Annotated in this window: 14 protein-coding genes and 4 pseudogenes; 17 read left to right on the top strand and 1 reads right to left on the bottom strand. The window is 60.8% G+C overall.

What is annotated here, in order from left to right; genetic code table 11:
- Positions 1–71: 71 nt before the first annotated feature.
- Positions 72–689, bottom strand: coding sequence for a phasin family protein (locus tag U5O12_RS18635; protein ID WP_322580084.1), 618 nt, complete (start codon positions 687–689; stop codon positions 72–74).
- 163 nt (positions 690–852) lie between these two features.
- On the opposite strand from U5O12_RS18635, the pseudogene U5O12_RS18640 reads away from it, so the two are divergent.
- The 17 genes and pseudogenes from U5O12_RS18640 (at position 853) to U5O12_RS18735 (ending at position 17,036) form a co-directional block, all read left to right on the top strand.
- Positions 853–2,851 (top strand): annotated as a pseudogene (locus tag U5O12_RS18640) (SDR family oxidoreductase).
- 65 nt (positions 2,852–2,916) lie between these two features.
- Positions 2,917–3,264, top strand: coding sequence for a MarR family EPS-associated transcriptional regulator (locus U5O12_RS18645; RefSeq protein WP_322580085.1), 348 nt, complete (start codon positions 2,917–2,919; stop codon positions 3,262–3,264).
- Complete coding sequence (locus U5O12_RS18650; protein ID WP_322580086.1) at positions 3,261–4,556, top strand: nucleotide sugar dehydrogenase; 1,296 nt, start codon at positions 3,261–3,263, stop codon at positions 4,554–4,556. Before U5O12_RS18645 ends, U5O12_RS18650 begins: the two co-directional genes overlap by 4 nt.
- A gap of 8 nt (positions 4,557–4,564) precedes the next feature.
- On the top strand, positions 4,565–5,623 hold the full coding sequence (locus U5O12_RS18655) for a Gfo/Idh/MocA family oxidoreductase (RefSeq protein WP_322580087.1): 1,059 nt from the start codon (positions 4,565–4,567) through the stop codon (positions 5,621–5,623).
- Positions 5,623–6,207 carry an acyltransferase gene (locus U5O12_RS18660; RefSeq protein WP_322580088.1) on the top strand — a complete coding sequence of 195 codons (585 nt, stop codon included), beginning with the start codon at positions 5,623–5,625 and terminating at the stop codon, positions 6,205–6,207. Before U5O12_RS18655 ends, U5O12_RS18660 begins: the two co-directional genes overlap by 1 nt.
- Positions 6,208–6,225: 18 nt before the next feature.
- The gene (locus U5O12_RS18665) at positions 6,226–7,332 is read left to right on the top strand and encodes a DegT/DnrJ/EryC1/StrS family aminotransferase (protein ID WP_322580089.1); all 1,107 of its coding nucleotides are present in this window, start codon (positions 6,226–6,228) and stop codon (positions 7,330–7,332) included.
- 30 nt (positions 7,333–7,362) lie between these two features.
- Positions 7,363–8,142 (top strand): annotated as a pseudogene (gene rfbF / locus U5O12_RS18670) (glucose-1-phosphate cytidylyltransferase).
- 6 nt (positions 8,143–8,148) lie between these two features.
- Positions 8,149–9,214: pseudogene (gene rfbG, locus U5O12_RS18675) on the top strand (CDP-glucose 4,6-dehydratase); the annotation flags it as partial.
- Between the two features lie 71 nt (positions 9,215–9,285).
- Positions 9,286–9,780, top strand: coding sequence for a dTDP-4-dehydrorhamnose 3,5-epimerase family protein (locus U5O12_RS18680; protein ID WP_416221528.1), 495 nt, complete (start codon positions 9,286–9,288; stop codon positions 9,778–9,780).
- A pseudogene (locus U5O12_RS21260) lies at positions 9,777–11,031 on the top strand (class I SAM-dependent methyltransferase). Before U5O12_RS18680 ends, U5O12_RS21260 begins: the two are co-directional and overlap by 4 nt.
- 165 nt (positions 11,032–11,196) lie before the next feature.
- Positions 11,197–11,526 (top strand): acyltransferase, encoded by a 330-nt coding sequence (locus U5O12_RS18705; protein WP_322580091.1) that lies wholly within the window; start codon positions 11,197–11,199, stop codon positions 11,524–11,526.
- Complete coding sequence (locus U5O12_RS18710) at positions 11,523–12,317, top strand: NAD-dependent epimerase/dehydratase family protein (RefSeq protein WP_322580092.1); 795 nt, start codon at positions 11,523–11,525, stop codon at positions 12,315–12,317. Before U5O12_RS18705 ends, U5O12_RS18710 begins: the two co-directional genes overlap by 4 nt.
- Before the next feature lie 14 nt (positions 12,318–12,331).
- Positions 12,332–13,114 (top strand): cephalosporin hydroxylase family protein, encoded by a 783-nt coding sequence (locus U5O12_RS18715; RefSeq protein WP_322580093.1) that lies wholly within the window; start codon positions 12,332–12,334, stop codon positions 13,112–13,114.
- 42 nt (positions 13,115–13,156) lie between these two features.
- Positions 13,157–14,461 (top strand): lipopolysaccharide biosynthesis protein, encoded by a 1,305-nt coding sequence (locus U5O12_RS18720; RefSeq protein ID WP_322580094.1) that lies wholly within the window; start codon positions 13,157–13,159, stop codon positions 14,459–14,461.
- 381 nt (positions 14,462–14,842) lie between these two features.
- Entirely contained in the window at positions 14,843–15,667 is an 825-nt protein-coding gene (locus tag U5O12_RS18725) for a glycosyltransferase family 2 protein (RefSeq protein ID WP_322580095.1), read from the top strand.
- Positions 15,664–16,278: an imidazole glycerol phosphate synthase subunit HisH gene (gene hisH / locus U5O12_RS18730; protein ID WP_322580096.1), complete on the top strand. Its 615-nt coding sequence runs from the start codon at positions 15,664–15,666 to the stop codon at positions 16,276–16,278. Before U5O12_RS18725 ends, hisH begins: the two co-directional genes overlap by 4 nt.
- On the top strand, positions 16,275–17,036 hold the full coding sequence (locus tag U5O12_RS18735) for an AglZ/HisF2 family acetamidino modification protein (protein ID WP_322580097.1): 762 nt from the start codon (positions 16,275–16,277) through the stop codon (positions 17,034–17,036). Before hisH ends, U5O12_RS18735 begins: the two co-directional genes overlap by 4 nt.
- Positions 17,037–17,054 lie beyond the last annotated feature (18 nt).

Below are 17,054 nucleotides of genomic sequence, written 5' to 3' on the forward strand. Positions count from 1 at the left end.
GTTGCAGCAGTCTCGGCTGCGCGCAAAAAAGGGCGCCGTAGCGCCCTTCAGGTTATGAGGCCAACACGGGGTCAAGCCTGGGACGCGGGCGTTTCGGTGTTGCTGGCTGCGGCAGGTTTAGCTGCAGGTGCTGCGCGTTTGCTTGCGGTCTTCTTGATGGGGGCGGCCTTTTTGGCCGGTGCTTTAGCTGCCTTTTTTGCAGCCGCAGGCACTGCCTTCTTGGCAGCCGGCTTGGATGCGGGCTTGGCCGTTGGGGCTTTTGCCCCCGCCGGCGCTTTGGCCGACAACTTTTGTACTGCCTTGTTCAGGTCGTCGATGCGGGTGATCAGCGCTGCCACGTCTTTGGCCGAGGGGACACCCAGCTTGTTCAGCGCCTTGGCTACGCGTTCTTCAAAAATGTTCTCCAGTTTGTCCCACTGACCGGAAGCTTTGCTGGAAATATCCGTGGCCATGGTTGACATCTTGGACGTCGCTTCCGATATCTTTTCTTCTGCGGCTGCCTGTGTCTTGCGTTGAATGCTCACACCTTCTTTCACCAAGGACTCAAAGGCCTTGCTGCCTTCCGCTTGTGCGCGGGTAAAGGCGCCCAAGCCAGCCTGCCAGATCTGCTGGGCAGAATCTTTGACAGAGCCAGACAGGTGGATGCCAGCTGCTTTGGTGGGTTTGTTTTTTTGCAGTTTCTTGACCATGAGAACTCCTGAGGATGTGTGGGATGAGCGACTTTAGCCCTTACTCTAAGCGCAGAGTGCACGTCTGTGTAGATGTGCCTAACTAACGGTGGCAGTTGCGGGTTTACGATGAACGGGGTGGCTTGTAAAGTCGGCCAAAATGGTTTCATTATTTGGAGCATGTATGCAGTACTTTGTGACGGGAGCCACAGGCTTTATTGGCAAGCGCCTTGTAAAAAAACTGCTGGAGCGCAAGGGCGCTGTGGTGCACTTTTTGATCCGCAAGGAGAGTCAGGACAAGGTTGCGGGCTTGCATGAATTTTGGGGGCTAAAGGACGCCAAAGGTGCTGCTCGGGCAGTCCCGGTATTTGGTGATCTGACCAGCAAGAAGCTGGGTGTGGCCGCGGATGCCGTCAAGGCTCTGAAAGGTAGCGTCGACCATTTTTACCATTTGGCTGCTGTGTATGACTTGGGCGCTGACGAGGACAGCCAAATTGCCGTCAATATCGAAGGTACCCGCAACACCATCGAGTTTGCCAAAGCGATTGATGCTGGCCACTTCCACCATGTGTCATCCATCGCTGCTGCGGGCTTGTACGAAGGTGTCTTCCGGGAGGACATGTTCGAAGAGGCTGAAAACTACGACCACCCCTATTTCATGACCAAGCACGAGAGCGAAAAAATCGTGCGTAAAGACTGCAAGGTGCCATGGTCCGTTTATCGCCCCGCCATGGTGGTGGGCGACAGCCAGACCGGTGAGATGGACAAGATCGACGGCCCGTATTATTTCTTCAAACTGATCCAGCGCATGCGCCAGCTGCTGCCGCCATGGATGCCCGGCATTGGTCTCGAAGGTGGTCGCATCAACATCGTGCCGGTGGATTTTGTGGTGGACGCGCTGGACGCCATCAGCCACAAGGCCGGCATTGCCAAGAAGTGCTACCACCTGGTGGACCCGGTGGGCTACCGCGTCGGCGATGTGCTGGACATCTTCAGCAAGGCTGCGCATGCGCCCAAGATGAATGTGTTTGTGAATGCGGCCCTGCTTGGGTTCATTCCGCGCAGCGTGACCAAGAGCCTCATGGCACTGGCCCCGGTGCGGCGCGTGCGCAATGCGGTTATGAAAGACCTGGGCTTGCCCGAGGACATGTTCACCTTTATCAACTACCCCACACGCTTTGACTGCCGCGATACCCAGGCCATGCTCAAGGGCAGTGGGGTGGAGTGTCCCAACCTCAAGGACTACGCCTGGCGCCTGTGGGATTACTGGGAGCGTCATCTCGATCCCGACTTGCACATTGACCGTTCCCTGCGCGGTACCGTGGGCGGAAAAGTCGTGCTGATTACCGGCGGATCCTCGGGGATCGGCTTGGCGGCTGCGCACAAGTTTGCCGAGGCGGGCGCCACCACTATTATTTGTGGGCGCGATGTAGATAAGCTGGATGAGGCCTGCAAAGAAGCCAAAGCCAAGGGCTACAATTTTGTCGCGTACCCGGCGGATATCGCGGACATGGCCGACTGCGATCGGTTTGTGCAGCTATTGATCGAGAACCACGGAGGTGTGGACTTCCTCATCAACAACGCCGGTCGCTCGATCCGCCGCGCCATTGAGTCTAGCTACGACCGCTTCCACGACTATGAGCGCACCATGCAGCTCAATTACTTTGGCTGCCTGCGGGTGACCATGGGGCTGTTGCCCGGCATGGTGGCCAAGAAAAAAGGCCACGTGGTCAATATCAGCTCTATTGGCGTGCTGACCAACGCCCCGCTTCAGCGCCTATGTGGCCTCCAAGGCCGCGCTGGATGCGTGGACCCGTTGCGCCTCCAGCGAGTTTGCCGACCAGGGCATCAGCTTCACCACCATCAATATGCCACTGGTGCGCACCCCCATGATTGCGCCCACAGGCATCTACAACAACGTGCCCACGCTGTCGCCTGAGCAAGCTGCCGACATGGTGGCTGACGCCTGTATCAGTAAGCCGGTGCGCATTGCCACCCGCTTGGGCATTACTGGTCAGGTGCTGCACGCCCTCGTGCCTCGTATCGCCCAGATCGCCATGAACACCAGCTTCCGTATGTTCCCTGATTCATCGGCAGCCAAGGGGGCCAAGGCTGGGGATAAGCCTAAGCTGTCGCCGGAGGCAATTGCGATGCAGCAGATGATGCGGGGAATTCACTTCTAGGCGCTTGGTGGAACTGCGTCATTTGGCGATTAGAATTGTTCAACCAATGAACAAGCTCGCGCCAAATGCCAGTCTCTTCTGAGGAATCCAGCCTGCAGGTCCTGCGCCTGCTTGAGAGAAAACCGCAGCTCACCCAGCGAGAGCTGGCGGCGGAGTTGGGTATGAGTCTTGGTAAGGCTAATTTCTGCGTGCAGGCTTTGCTGGCCAAGGGTTTTATCAAGTTGCAGAACTTCCGGGGTAGCCGCAATAAGCTGGCTTATGCGTATTTACTGACGCCTTCAGGCATTGCTGCAAAAAGCAGTCTGGCCTTGGACTTTCTGCAGATCAAGATGGCAGAGTATGAGCGGCTGCAAGAGGAGATAGAGCAGCTGCGTCGGGAGGCCGAGTCTGTAAACGGGATGGATGGAAAATGAAGCAACTTGATGGTGTGATTGCGGTCATCGGCCTTGGCTATGTGGGTCTGCCCTTGGCAGTCGAGTTTGCCAAGACGCGCAAGGTGATTGGCTTCGATATTAATGCCGCACGCATTGCAGAGCTGCAGGCAGGCGAGGACAGCACGCTGGAAGTGTCTGCAGAGGAGCTGCAGTCTGCGCGTCATGCAACCTACACCGCCGACCTGAATCTTCTCAAGCAATGTCAAGTGTTCATCGTAACCGTGCCGACACCGGTGGATACGGCGAACCGCCCTGACATGACGCCCTTGGTCAAGGCCAGCGAGACTGTGGGTAAAGTGTTGCCCAAAGACGCTGTGGTGATCTATGAATCCACTGTTTACCCTGGCGCGACTGAAGAGGTTTGCGTGCCTGTGCTGGAAAAGTTTTCCGGCTTGAGATTCAACCAAGGCTTCTACTGCGGCTACAGCCCAGAGCGCATTAACCCTGGTGACAAGGTCAACACCCTGACCAAGATAAAGAAGATCACCAGCGGTAGCACCCCCGCGGTTGCCGAGGCGGTGGATGCGCTATATCGCAGCATTATTACCGCGGGGACCCATAAGGCCAGCAGCTTGAAGGTGGCAGAGGCCGCCAAGGTGATCGAGAACACCCAGCGTGACCTGAATATTGCACTTATTAATGAGCTGTCTGTCATCTTTGCGCGTCTGGGTATCGATACGCTGGATGTGCTGGAAGCAGCGGGCAGCAAGTGGAACTTCTTGCCCTTCCGTCCGGGCCTGGTCGGTGGTCACTGCATCGGTGTCGATCCCTACTACCTCACTCACAAGGCTGAGGAAGTGGGCTATCACCCACAGGTCATTTTGGCCGGGCGTCGCATTAACGACAACATGGCGCGCTATGTGGCGCGCAATACGATCAAGCTCATGTTGCAAAACGGCATGGATGTCCCGCGCTGCCGTGTGGGGGTGATGGGCCTTACCTTCAAGGAAAACTGCCCTGACATCCGCAACAGCAAGGTGGTGGACATGGTGCGCGAGTTTGAGGGCTGGGGAGTTGAGGTCGTTGTGGCTGATGCCTGGGCAAATGCTGAAGAGGTGCAACACGAATACGGTATCAAACTTGGAGTCGTCGATGCAGCCCGCCCCGTGGATGCGCTTGTGGTCGCGGTGGGACACAACGAATACCGCCACGCGCAGCCTAGTGAATTGCGCGTGCTGTGCCGCGGGGAGAAGCCTGTGCTGGCAGATGTCAAGAGCCTTTACGACCGCCACGCCGCCGCGGGCGTTGGCTTTACGGTGTTCCGACTGTGAGTTCCGCCATGAGCAACACCCCCATCACCAACCGTAAAATCCGCTTCGCCCTCGTGGGCTGTGGCCGGATTGCCAAGAACCATTTCGACTCGATCCGCCAGCATGCCGATCACGCCGAGTTAGTGGATGTATGTGATATCGATCCCGCCGCTCTGCAAAATGCGATTACAGCTACGGGTGCCGTAGGCCACGCCAGCCTATCAGCCATGCTGGAGAAAACAACGGCTGACTGCGTAATCCTGACCACGCCCAGCGGTATCCATCCGCAGCAGGCGGTGGACGTGGCCCGCGCCGGACGCCATGTGCTCAGCGAGAAACCCATGGCTACCAAGTGGGAAGATGGCCTTAAGATGGTGCGTGCCTGCGAGGAGGCCGGTGTGCGCCTCTTCGTTGTCAAGCAAAACCGCAAAAACGCTACGCTGCAATTGCTCAAGCAGGCTGTCAGCCAAAAGCGCTTTGGCCAGATTTACATGGTGACTCTCAATGTATTCTGGCAACGGCCCCAGGCGGGTTATTACGATCAGGCGAAGTGGCGTGGTACCTGGGAGTTGGACGGTGGCGCCTTCATGAATCAAGCCAGCCACTATGTGGACCTCCTGGAGTGGCTGATCGGCCCCATAGACTCCCTGCATGCCTACACCGCTACGTTGGCCCGCGACATTGAAGCGGAAGACAGCGGCGTGCTCAGCGTGCGCTGGCGCAACGGTGCGCTTGGCTCGCTGAACTGCACCATGCTGACGTATCCCAAAAATTTGGAAGGATCCATCACCATCCTGGGCGAAAAAGGTACGGTGCGGGTAGGTGGCGTGGCCGTGAATGAGATCCAAGAGTGGCAGTTTGCCGACAGCCGCCCGGAAGATGAGCAGATCAAGGCTGCCAGCTATGCGACGACTAGCGTCTATGGCTTTGGTCATCCCCTCTACTACGACAACGTCATTAGGACAATGCGTGGTGAGGCTGAGCCTGATGTAGATGGTCGCGAAGGCTTGAAGTCGCTGGAGGTGTTGATTGCGGCCTATCGCTCGGCGCGCGATGGCGTACGGGTGGGACTGCCGCTGGAGCTTTGATGGGCGCGACTACCACCATACATCCCACGGCCATCGTCGACGCAGGGGCGCATATTGGCGAAGGCAGCCGCGTCTGGCATTGGGTTCATATCAGTGCAGGTGCACGCATCGGCCGGGGCTGTTCCTTCGGGCAGAATGTGTTTGTGGGCAACGATGTGCTGATTGGCAACAACGTCAAGATCCAAAATAATGTTAGCGTCTACGAAGCAGTAACGCTGGAGGACGACGTTTTTTGCGGCCCCAGCATGGTCTTCACCAATGTCTATAACCCGCGCAGCGCCGTAACCCGCAAGGATGAATACCGGCGTACGCTGGTTCGTCGTGGCGCAACGCTTGGCGCCAATTCCACTATCGTTTGTGGCGTCACGATTGGGCAGTACGCGTTTGTCGGTGCCGGTGCCGTGGTAAACCATGACGTGCCAGATTACGCGCTAATGGTTGGCGTGCCGGCACGCCAGATTGGCTGGATAAACCAGCACGGCGAGCGGTTAAGCCTGCCGTTACGCGGGAATGCAGAGGCCGTGTGCGCGCAGACCGGGCAACGGTATGAATTGCGGGGTGGCCAGTGTCGGCTGGTGGACTGAAAATAGGAAAAGTTTCGCATGGAATTCATTGACCTCAAGAGCCAGTACCAGCGGCTCAAGCCCCAGATTGACGCCGCGATCCAGCGCGTGATGGACCATGGTCAGTTCATTCTCGGCCCTGAAGTTGCAGAGCTCGAAGAGAAGCTGGTAGCCTACACTGGCGCAAAGTACTGCATTAGCGTGGCGAACGGCACGGACGCATTGCAGATCGCGTTGATGGCGTTGGGCGTTGGCCCGGGCGATGAAGTTATCACCCCTGGTTTCACTTACATTGCCACTGCCGAGACGGTGGCCCTGCTGGGCGCCAAGCCAGTCTACGTGGACATCGACGCCCGCACCTACAACCTGGATCCGGCACTGCTGGAGGCGTCCATCACTCCGCGCACCAAGGCCATCATTCCGGTCAGCCTGTACGGCCAGTGCGCCGACTTCGACGCCATCAATACCATCGCAGCGCGCCACGGAATTCCTGTTATCGAAGATGCTGCCCAAAGCTTTGGCGCCAGCTACAAGGGGCACAAGAGCTGCAACCTCAGTACCATCGCTTGCGCGAGCTTCTTCCCGACCAAGCCTTTGGGTTGTTATGGTGATGGCGGCGCAATTTTTACGAGCGATGATGGGTTGGCCAAGGTCATGCGCCAGATCGCACGTCATGGGCAGGAGCGTCGTTACCATCATGTGCGGGTCGGCGTGAACAGCCGCCTCGACACGCTTCAAGCGGCTATTCTGCTGCCCAAGCTGGCCATTTTGGATCAGGAGTTGGGCTTGCGGCAGATGGTCGCCGCACTCTACACCCGCCTGTTAAATGAGGTTGGGGTCAAGGCTACGCCGCATGTTGAGGGGTACAACGTCAGCGCCTGGGCCCAGTACACGGTGCGCGTGCCGGCGCGTGACCAAGTTCAAAAGATGCTGAGCGAGTTAGGCATTCCTACTGCAGTGCACTATCCGCTTCCACTCAATAAGCAGCCCGCCGTAGCCGACGATACGGTGATGGTCCCAATTGGGGACCTTGTTGCGCAGGAGGTCATGAGTCTTCCGATGTCACCGGGCTTAGGGGATGGCGATCAAAAGAAAGTCGTCGAGGCATTGCAGCGAGCGTTGGGCGGCCTCAAAGCTTTGGAATAACTCGGATTGCCATCGATACATCAGGACTATATGAAAGCAGTAATCCTTGCAGGGGGATTGGGCACCCGTATATCGGAGGAGACCCATCTTCGCCCCAAACCGATGATCGAGATCGGTGGAAAGCCCATCCTTTGGCACATCATGAAGATGTATTCCGCCCATGGCGTAAACGACTTCGTGATCTGCTGTGGCTACAAGGGCTATGTGATCAAGGAGTATTTCGCCAACTACTTCCTGCACATGTCGGATGTGACCTTCGACATGGCCAACAACCGCATGGAAGTGCACCACCGCCACGCCGAGCCCTGGCGCGTGACCCTGGTGGACACCGGCGAAAGCACCATGACCGGCGGGCGCCTGCGCCGGGTGCAAGCGTATATGCCTGAGAATGAGAAGCCTTCTGCTTCACCTATGGCGACGGCGTGTCCGACGTCAACATCGGCGAGCTCGCTCGCGCTTCCACCGGGCGCACGGCCGCAGCGCCACGGTGACCGCCGTGCAGCCGCCGGGCCGCTACGGCGCCCTGGTGCGTGACGGCGACACGGTGGCCGGGTTTGAGGAAAAGCCGCGGGGCGATGGCGGCTGGATCAACGGCGGCTTTTTTGTGCTTCAGCCCGAGGTGATCGACCTGCATCGACGGACGACCAGCACCAGCTGGGAAGCTGAACCCCTGGCGCGGCTGGCGCGCAGCCGGCCAGTTGCGTGGCCTTTGAACACACCGGCTTCTGGCAGCCCATGGACACGCTGCGCGAGAAAAACCTGCTCGAAGACCTGTGGCAATCGGGCAACGCGCCCTGGAAATGCTGGTAACCCACGATGCGCCCTGATCCCGACTTCTGGCGCGGCAAGCGCGTGTTGCTTACCGGCCACACTGGCTTCAAGGGCGCTTGGCTGGCCCTGTGGCTGCAGCGCCTGGGCGCCCAGGTCACCGGCGTGGCACTGCCGCCCGCCACCGAGCCCAATCTGTTCACCCTGGCCCAGCTGGGGCAGGTCGCGCCAGGCTATGCGAGAGCCGACTTGTGCGACATCCGCGAGCGCCCAGGCGGCCGATGGCCGCGTGCGCGCCGCCCGGCCCGAAGTGGTGCTGCACCTGGCCGCGCAGGCGCTGGTGCGGCCTAGCTATGCGGCGCCGCTCGACACCTTCGCCACCAACGTCATGGGCACGGCCCATGTGCTGGATGCGCTGCGCGGCCTGGCCGGCGTGCGCGTGGCCGTGGTGGTCACCACCGACAAGGTCTACCGCAACCGCGAATGGGCCTACCCCTACCGCGAAGACGACGCGCTGGGCGGGCACGACCCCTACAGCGCCAGCAAGGCCGCCGCCGAACTGGTCACGGCCAGCTACCGCGATTCCTTTCTGGCCGCACAGGGCGTGGCCGTGGCCACCGCCCGCGCGGGCAACGTGATTGGCGGCGGCGACTGGGCGCAAGACCGCCTGCTGCCCGACGCCGTGCGCGCCTGGGAAAAGGGCGCAACCTTGCACATCCGCCGCCCCCAGGCCACGCGCCCCTGGCAGCATGTGCTGGAGCCGCTGGCCGCCTACCTGCGCCTGGCCCAGTGCCTGTGGGAGACGCCCACGCTGGCCGGTGCCTACAACTTCGGCCCGCTGCCGCATGAGGCTGCCACGGTCAAAAATGTGATCGAATTGGCCTCTAGCGCTTATCCATCAAGCGCTACCAGCTATGAAAATGAGAGTCAAGGCCCGCACGAAGCTGGCTGGCTCGCGCTGGAAACCGCCCACGCCCGCCAGGTGCTGGGCGTGGCCCCGCACTGGTCGCTGAGCACGGCCGTGGCCCGCACCATGAACTGGTACCGCCAGCAACACGGCGGCGCCGACGCGCGCGCGCTGTGCCTGGCCGACATCGACGCCTGGGAGGCGGCGCCCTGTGAGCCGCCTCGCCCTGGCGCCGCTGCCCGCTGGCGGGGCTGTTCCGCGTGCAGCGCCAGCCGCTGGTGGACGAGCGCGGCTTTTTTGCGCGCCTGTTCTGCGCCGATGAACTGGCGGGCGCGGGCTGGACGGGCGCCATCGCCCAGATCAACCAGAGCTACACCGCATTGAAAGGCACCGTGCGCGGCATGCACTACCAAAAGCCGCCGCACGCCGAGATGAAGCTCGTGAGCTGCCTGCGCGGCGAGGTCTGGGACGTGGCCGTGGACCTGCGCCAGGGCTCGCCCACCTTTTTGCACTGGCATGCCGAGCATCTGTCGGCCGACAACGGCCGCGCGCTGCTCATCCCGCCCGGTTTCGCGCACGGCTTCCAGGCGCTGAGCGACCATGCCGAGCTGCTGTATTGCCACTCGGCGGCCTATGCACCCGCCGCCGAAGCGGGCCTGCACCCGCTGGATCCGCGCCTGGCCATTGCCTGGCCGCTGCCGGTGGGGCAAATGTCGCCCCGCGATGCAGGCCAGCCCGGGATGACCGAAGAATTCGAAGGAGTGCGCCTGTGAAGTGCCGACACTGCGGCAGCCCGCTGCAACTGCCGTTCCTGGACCTGGGCAGCGCGCCGCCGTCCAACGCCTACCTGAGCGAGGCCGCGCTGCGCGCGCCCGAAACCTGGTTCCCCCTGCGCGTGCTGGTGTGCGAAACCTGCTGGCTGGTGCAGACCGAAGACCACGCCGGGCGCGAGGCGCTGTTCACCGACGACTACGCCTACTTCAGCTCGTTCTCGTCGTCCTGGCTCGCCCATGCCCAGGCCTATGTCGAGGCGATGCGCGAGCGCCTGGGCCTCACCGCCGCCAGCCGCGTGGTCGAGGTCGCGTCCAACGACGGCTACCTGCTGCAGTACGTGCAGGCGGCTGGCATCCCCTGCTACGGCGTGGAGCCCACCGCCAGCACGGCTGCCGCAGCCCGCGCCAAGGGCATTGCGGTGGTGGAGCGGTTCTTTGGCGTGGCCCTGGCCGACGAGCTGGCCGCCGCCGACCGCCAGGCCGACCTGATCGCCGCCAACAACGTGCTGGCCCATGTGCCCGACATCAACGACTTTGTGGGCGGCTTCACCCGCTGCTCAAGCCCCAGGGCGTGGCGACGTTCGAGTTTCCGCACCTGCTGCGCATGGTGCAGGGCTGCCAGTTCGACACGGCGTACCACGAGCACTACTCCTACCTGTCGCTCACGGCGGTGCAGCGCATCTTTGCGGCCAACGGCCTGGTGGTGTTCGACGTGCAGGAGCTGCCCACGCACGGCGGTAGTCTGCGGGTGTTTGCCGCCCCGCTGCCGACGCGGTGGCGCACCCGCAGGCACGCGGACGGCGCTGCCCGCGTGCAGCAACTGCTGGCCACCGAGGCAGCGGCGGGCATGCTGGGCGCAGGTTTTTACAGCGATTTCCAGGTCCAGGCCATACGGGTCAAGCGCGAGCTGCTCACATTTCTGCTCGAGCAGAAGCGCGCAGGCAGGCACGGTGGGCGCCTACGGCGCGGCGGCCAAGGGCAACACCCTGCTCAACTTCGCGGGCGTGCGGCCCGACCTGCTGCCCTACGTGGTGGACAAGAACCCCGCCAAACAAGGCCAGTACCTGCCCGGCAGCCACATCCCGGTGGTGAGCGAGGCGCACCTGCGCGCGCACGACGTCCAGACTACGTGCTGATCCTGCCCTGGAACCTGCGCCGAGCGAGGTGGCCGACGCAGCTGGACCTACATCGCGGAGATGGGGCGGGCAGCTTGCTGTCGCGATCCCGGAAATCCGGTTCCTGGGGAACTGACATGACGATCCAGATTGCCCACAGCGCCCGCGTCTCGCCGATGGCCGACATTGAGGATTCGGTGCGCGGCACCCGCATCGTGGTCGGCGCGCATTCGGTGATCGACAGCTTCGTCAAGGTCAAGCCTGCTGGCGGTAGTGGGCGACCTGGTCATCGGGCGACCATGTGGTCATCAATTCGGGCTGCGTGCTCTACACGGGGCAGGGCATCCACATCGGCAACCATGTCGCCATCGCCGCCAACTGCACCTTCGCGCCGGTCAACCACGCCTACAAGGATAAATCGCGTCTGATCCGCGAGCAGGGTTTCCTGCCCGGCAAGGGCGGCATCGTGATCGAGGACGACGTCTGGATCGGCGCCAACTGCGTGCTCTTGGATGGTACCGTCCTGGGCCGTGGCTGCGTGCTGGGCGCGGGTTCCGTCGTGAGCGGCGAACTGGCCGCCTACACCGTCTATGCGGGGCAACCCCTGCGTGTGGTAGGGGAGCGGCAATGAGCTGGACCGTGCTGGGCGCCAACGGCACCATCGGCCGCCGCCTAGTGGCCCGGCTGCGGGCGACCGGGCAGACCGTGGACACCCCGGGCCGCGGCGAGGCCGGCCTGTACCGAAGGCCGCTGGGGCATGTGATCTACGCCATCGGGCTGACGGCCGATTTTCGGCGGCGTCCCTACGACACGATGCAGGCCCATGTCAGCGTGCTGGCCGAAATGCTGCAGCAGGCGGATTTCGAGTCCTGCTCCTTTCGTCACCACGGCGCGCGTCTATGGCGCGCCCTGCCAGGGCCGCGAGGATGGTCCCGCTGCCTCGTGCTGGCGCAGGATCCGTCCGACCTCTACAACCTGTCCAAGCTCATGGGCGAATCGCTCTGCCTTCAGGATGCGCGCGCCGGTGTGCGGGTGGCTCGCCTGTCCAATGTGGTGGGCGGCGAGGACGCGGGCTCCGCCAATTTCGTGCCCAGCCTCGTGCGCGAGGCGCGCAGCGGCCGCATCGTGCTGCAGACGGCCGCCGACTCGGCCAAGGACTACATTCACATCGACGACGTGGCCGAGCTGCTGCCGCGCATCGCCGCCGGCGGCCGCGAGCGGCTCTACAACGTGGCCAGCGGCGTGCAGACCACGCACGCGCAATGGACGGCGCAACTGGCCGCCCAGACGGGTTGCGCCGTCGAAGTGACGCCCGGTGCTCCAGCCGTGCGTTTCATCCCCGTCGACATCGGCCGTATCCGAGCAGAGTTCGATTTCCAACCCCGACCCGTGCTGGCCGCCCTGGCCGGCGCTTTCTCATGAACCCAGGTGAGCTTATGACCGACCCTATCCAGCAATTCGCCCAGGAACGCCACCAGCAGATCGCCGGCTATCCGCGTGACGCCGCTTTCACCGCCCAGTCGCAGGCCTGGCTCGAGGCCTCGATGCGCCGGCGCTATGTCTACAATTACGACTGGATGGGTCGCCCCATCATCCAGTATCCGCAGGACATGGTTGCCATGCAGGAGTTGGTCTGGTCCACTCGGCCCGACCTCATCATCGAGACCGGTATCGCGCACGGCGGCTCGCTGGTGCTCAGCGCCTCGCTGTTGGCCATGCTGGATTACTGCGATGCGGTCCAGGCTGGTACTGCGCTGGATCCGAAGGCCAGCAAGCGTAAGGTGTTGGGTCTGGACATTGACATCCGGCCACACAATCGCGATGCCATCGAGTCGCATCCCCTCGCGCACAAAATCGACATGATCCAGGGCTCGAGCATCTCGTCCGAGGTCATCGACAAAGTCCAGGCCTACGCAAGCGGCTACCAGCGCGTCATGGTCTGCTTGGACTCCAACCACACGCATGAGCATGTGTTGGCAGAACTGCGCGCCTACGCTCCGCTGACCACGCCAGGCTGTTATTGCGTGGTCTTCGACACTTTCGTGGAGGACATGCCCGCAAATCTGTTCCCGGATCGTCCCTGGGCGCCGGGCGACAACCCCAAGACCGCTGTGCATGCCTACCTTAAGGAGCAGCCGGGCTTCGAGATCGACGCCGCCATCCCGCACAAGCTGCAGGTCACGGTGGCGCCGGACGGTTTCCTTAAGCGCCTCCGCTAAGGTCGGGCGCCGGAGACGGTCATTACGAGACGCAAACAGCTGATGGCGCTGAACATCGTTGCGAACTTCTTCGGTAAGTTCTGGCTGCTAGCCATCAGCATCATCGCCGTTCCCGTCTACATCGACCAATTGGGGGTGGAGGCCTTTGGCCTGATCGGTTTCTTTACGATGTTGCTGGCAACTCTGCAGTTGCTGGAGTTCGGCTTCGGCGTGGTGATCAATCGGGAGATAGCGCAAACTCGCTCGGAGCCAGATGAGTTCCAGAACACTCGCGACTTGGTTCGGTCGCTGGAGGTGATCTACTGGATGCTAGGCCTGCTGCTGGCAGCGCTTGTCTATGGGGCCGCGCCCCTCATTGCGACGCAATGGCTGAACAACGAGCACCAGGCTACCGAACATGTCGTGAACGCCATTCGATTCATGGGGCTGATAGTCGCGTTTCAGTGGCCCATTAGCCTCTACGTCGGCTGCCTGACTGGTCTGGAACGGCAGGTACTTCTGAACTTACTGCAGATCGTGCTCGGGACGCTGAGGACCGTCGGCGCGATGGGTATCTTGTGGTGGGTATCACCCACTTTGGAGGCCTTCTTCGCCTGGCAATTGGTCGCCGCCGCTGCTTCCGTTGCTGGGTTTGCGATAGTCTGCTGGCAGATATTGCCGCACCGGCGCCGCTCGGCCAAGTATAGTCAAGTAGCCTTGCGAGGCGTCTGGCGCTTTGCGATGGGCTTAGGAGCCAGCGGCGCCGTCACTTTCCTGCTGTCTAACCTCGATCGATTGATTCTAAGCAAATTCATCTCGCTGACGGCGTTCGGGTATTACAACGTGGCCAATCAGTTGAACACCGCTTCGCGCATGCTGCCGGCAGCCGTGTTCCAGGCCTTTTTTCCTCGTTTCTCCGCGCTCTATGCCCAGGACGACAAACCGCATGAGCTGGTGGCTCTTTATCACCAAGGTAGCCAGTTGATCTCGCTTTTGGTCTTTCCCGCCGCCATGACTCTGGCTCTCTTTGCTCCGGAGATTTTGCAGATGTGGCTGCAAAATGAGCAGGTGGCCCGGTCTGCAGCTCCGATTGCTAGTGTGCTGATTCTGGGCTCGGCGCTGAATGCGGCCTTGGGGATTCCCTACGAGATGACGGTGGCTCGCGGCTGGTCCATGTATGGCTTTTATCAGAACCTAGTGTCGGCCATCGTGGTCGTGCCGCTGATGCTGGCCCTCGTCTGGGGACAAGGCGCCCTGGGTGCGGCCGTGGCTTGGCTGATCCTGAATATTGGCTATCTGGCTGTGGCGGCACCCATCATGGCCCGAAAAACCTTACCTGGGGGGCTGAGGTTTTGCTCTGTATGGTGAGCCAGTAATGGACATTGGCCTGCACGCTGGGTGGTCCAGCTGCCTGCCTGTCTGCGTGACTATAAGCGCTTGGCTCTGCACTGCACATTGGCCTAACTTGTAGCTCTAGTTCATCTGGATCTGCTAGGCATGGATGCTGGCACGGCTGGATTAGCCTGTCAATGCCGCCTACTCCCATAGCTGCTTTGAACGGTCCTACATGGTGTTGGGCCCGTTTTTTAGACATTAACGAGGTGGGGTTGAAGTGGTGACACTGCTGATGAAATAATGCAAGCCACGAGTGACTGTGTTAGTAATTCCGAACTATAACTGATGGAGAGGTAAAATAAGAGCCGCCAACGATGGACACATCCTTGCGCAGATCGTACCGTAACCTCTAAATTGCTCATTCTCGGACAACTGCCTCGAGCTGATAATTCGAGAGAGATATGTTGGCGCTACGTCAGTAAGGATTCCCGTGTGCGCTATGTCCGCCAAGAGCGCAACTTCGGCCCGCATGCGAACTTCAGGTATTTGATTGATCAGGCGCAAGGAAAGTATTTCATGTGGGCGGCGTCGGACGACCGATGGGATCCGGAATTCATCGAACGCCTAGTTGGTTCGTTGGAGCAAGAGCCAGAGGCTGCGGTTGCCTTTTGCCCTTATGTTGAAATTGACGAACAGGGGGGGCTGCTACCCGGGATGCATAGCTTCGACTTTGGAGGTGCCTCGGCGCTGACCCGCATCACGAAATTTCATCTGGAGCCTTCAGGGCGGCGCGATGCCTTCTTCTACGGTCTGTTCAGGATGAGCACGGTCGTGAAAATGAATTTCGTCAAATGGTGGTGGATCAACAAGACCATCCCGATGAACAACGCCTATCCGCCCCTGAGCTATATCCTCGCGGCAGGGAATTACCTTCTGGCGGCGTCTGACAGACCTTTGTGGTTCAACAGGGTGCACTTGAATTCCAAGCCTAGGCATTCAGCCGATCTCGCGTCGCGACCGTTCGTTGCCTATGCGGCTTTCCATCTGCGCAAGATCAATCAGCTCTATGAAACCGAGAAGGCGGTTCTGAAGGGATCCGGATCCGCCCTAACTGGGGCGCTGGTATTTCCCATTCTGGTGGGGAGATGCCTATTTGATTGCCTAATAGAAGCGCGCCGAATTCTGTTGGGTGCGATCCGCCGGTTAAAAAGCCTGATGCGGGGGGCGGTTACCCGATGATAGTGATTGTTGATTACGGTGTAGGGAATCTTGCGTCCGTCGGAAATATGTTGCGCAAGGCGGGGGGCGACGTGACGGTGTCGCGCGATACGGGCGAGATTCTGGCGGCGGACAAGCTGCTGCTGCCTGGTGTGGGGCATTTCGACCATGGCATGAAGATGCTCAATGCCTCCGGCCTGCGCGAGGCGCTTGACCGTTTTGCACTGGAGCTGCGGCGCCCAGTTCTCGGTATCTGCCTGGGTGCGCAGATCCTGGGCCGCAGCAGCGAAGAGGGAGAGGCGCCAGGTCTTGGTTGGATCGACATGACCTGTCACCGCTTCGAGGCCATGCCCGGCATTCGTGTGCCGCACATGGGCTGGAACCAAATAGTGCCCAAGAGGCCATCTCCCCTGCTGGACCAAATGGCCGAGGACGCGCGCTTCTATTTTGTACACTCGTACCGCATGATTTGTGCCCAGTCCGAAGACGTGCTGGCCACGGCCACACATGGCGTCGAGTTCGTCTGTGCGGTGCAGCGTGCCAACATCATGGGAACCCAGTTCCATCCCGAAAAGTCCCTGCGTCACGGCCTAGCGTTGATGCGATCTTTTGTCGAACTTCAAATCCCATGAACAAGACCCGTGTTATCCCCGTCCTGCTTCTGCGCGGCAAAGGCTTGGTCAAAACGGTGAAATTCAAAGATCCCAAATACATTGGAGATCCCATCAATTCGGTCCGCATCTTCAACGAGAAGGAGGTAGACGAGTTGGTGTTTCTCGATATTACGGCGGCTCCTGAGGGCAGGGGGCCGGACTACGAGTTGCTGGCCGATATCGCAGGCGAGGCTTTCATGCCGATGGCATACGGCGGTGGCATTACGAAGCTGGAGCAAGTGCAGCGTATCTTCGCGTTGGGTTTCGAGAAGGTCGTTATAGATACGGCAGCTTATACTTCTCCCCAACTGATTTGCGACGCAGTCGGGATCTACGGTTCCCAGAGTATTGTGGGTTGCGTGGATGTCCGACGCACGCTTCTTGGGCGCTATGAATTGAGCTCCCATGCCGGCAAGTCGAAGCAGTCCATTAGTCTAAAAGACCACGTGAAAGAGCTGGAGAGTCTGGGCGTGGGCGAGATCATTGTCAATTCCGTGGACCGCGATGGTACACAAAGTGGATACGACTTAAAGCTAATTCGTGAGGTGTCGGCGTCGGTCAGCGTTCCGGTGGTCGCTTGCGGTGGCGCATCTGGCATTGACGACTTTGCCGCTGCGGTGAATGAGGCTGGCGCCTCGGCCGTAGCTGCGGGGAGCCTGTTCGTGTTCGTCGGACCACATCGGGCTGTGCTGATCAACTACCCAGATCGGACCGAGCTGGCTCGGCGCCTGCCGTGAGTTGTCTGGCACGTGGCT

It is taken from the genome of Rhodoferax sp., from assembly GCF_034519335.1.
GTDB lineage: Bacteria > Pseudomonadota > Gammaproteobacteria > Burkholderiales > Burkholderiaceae_C > Allorhodoferax.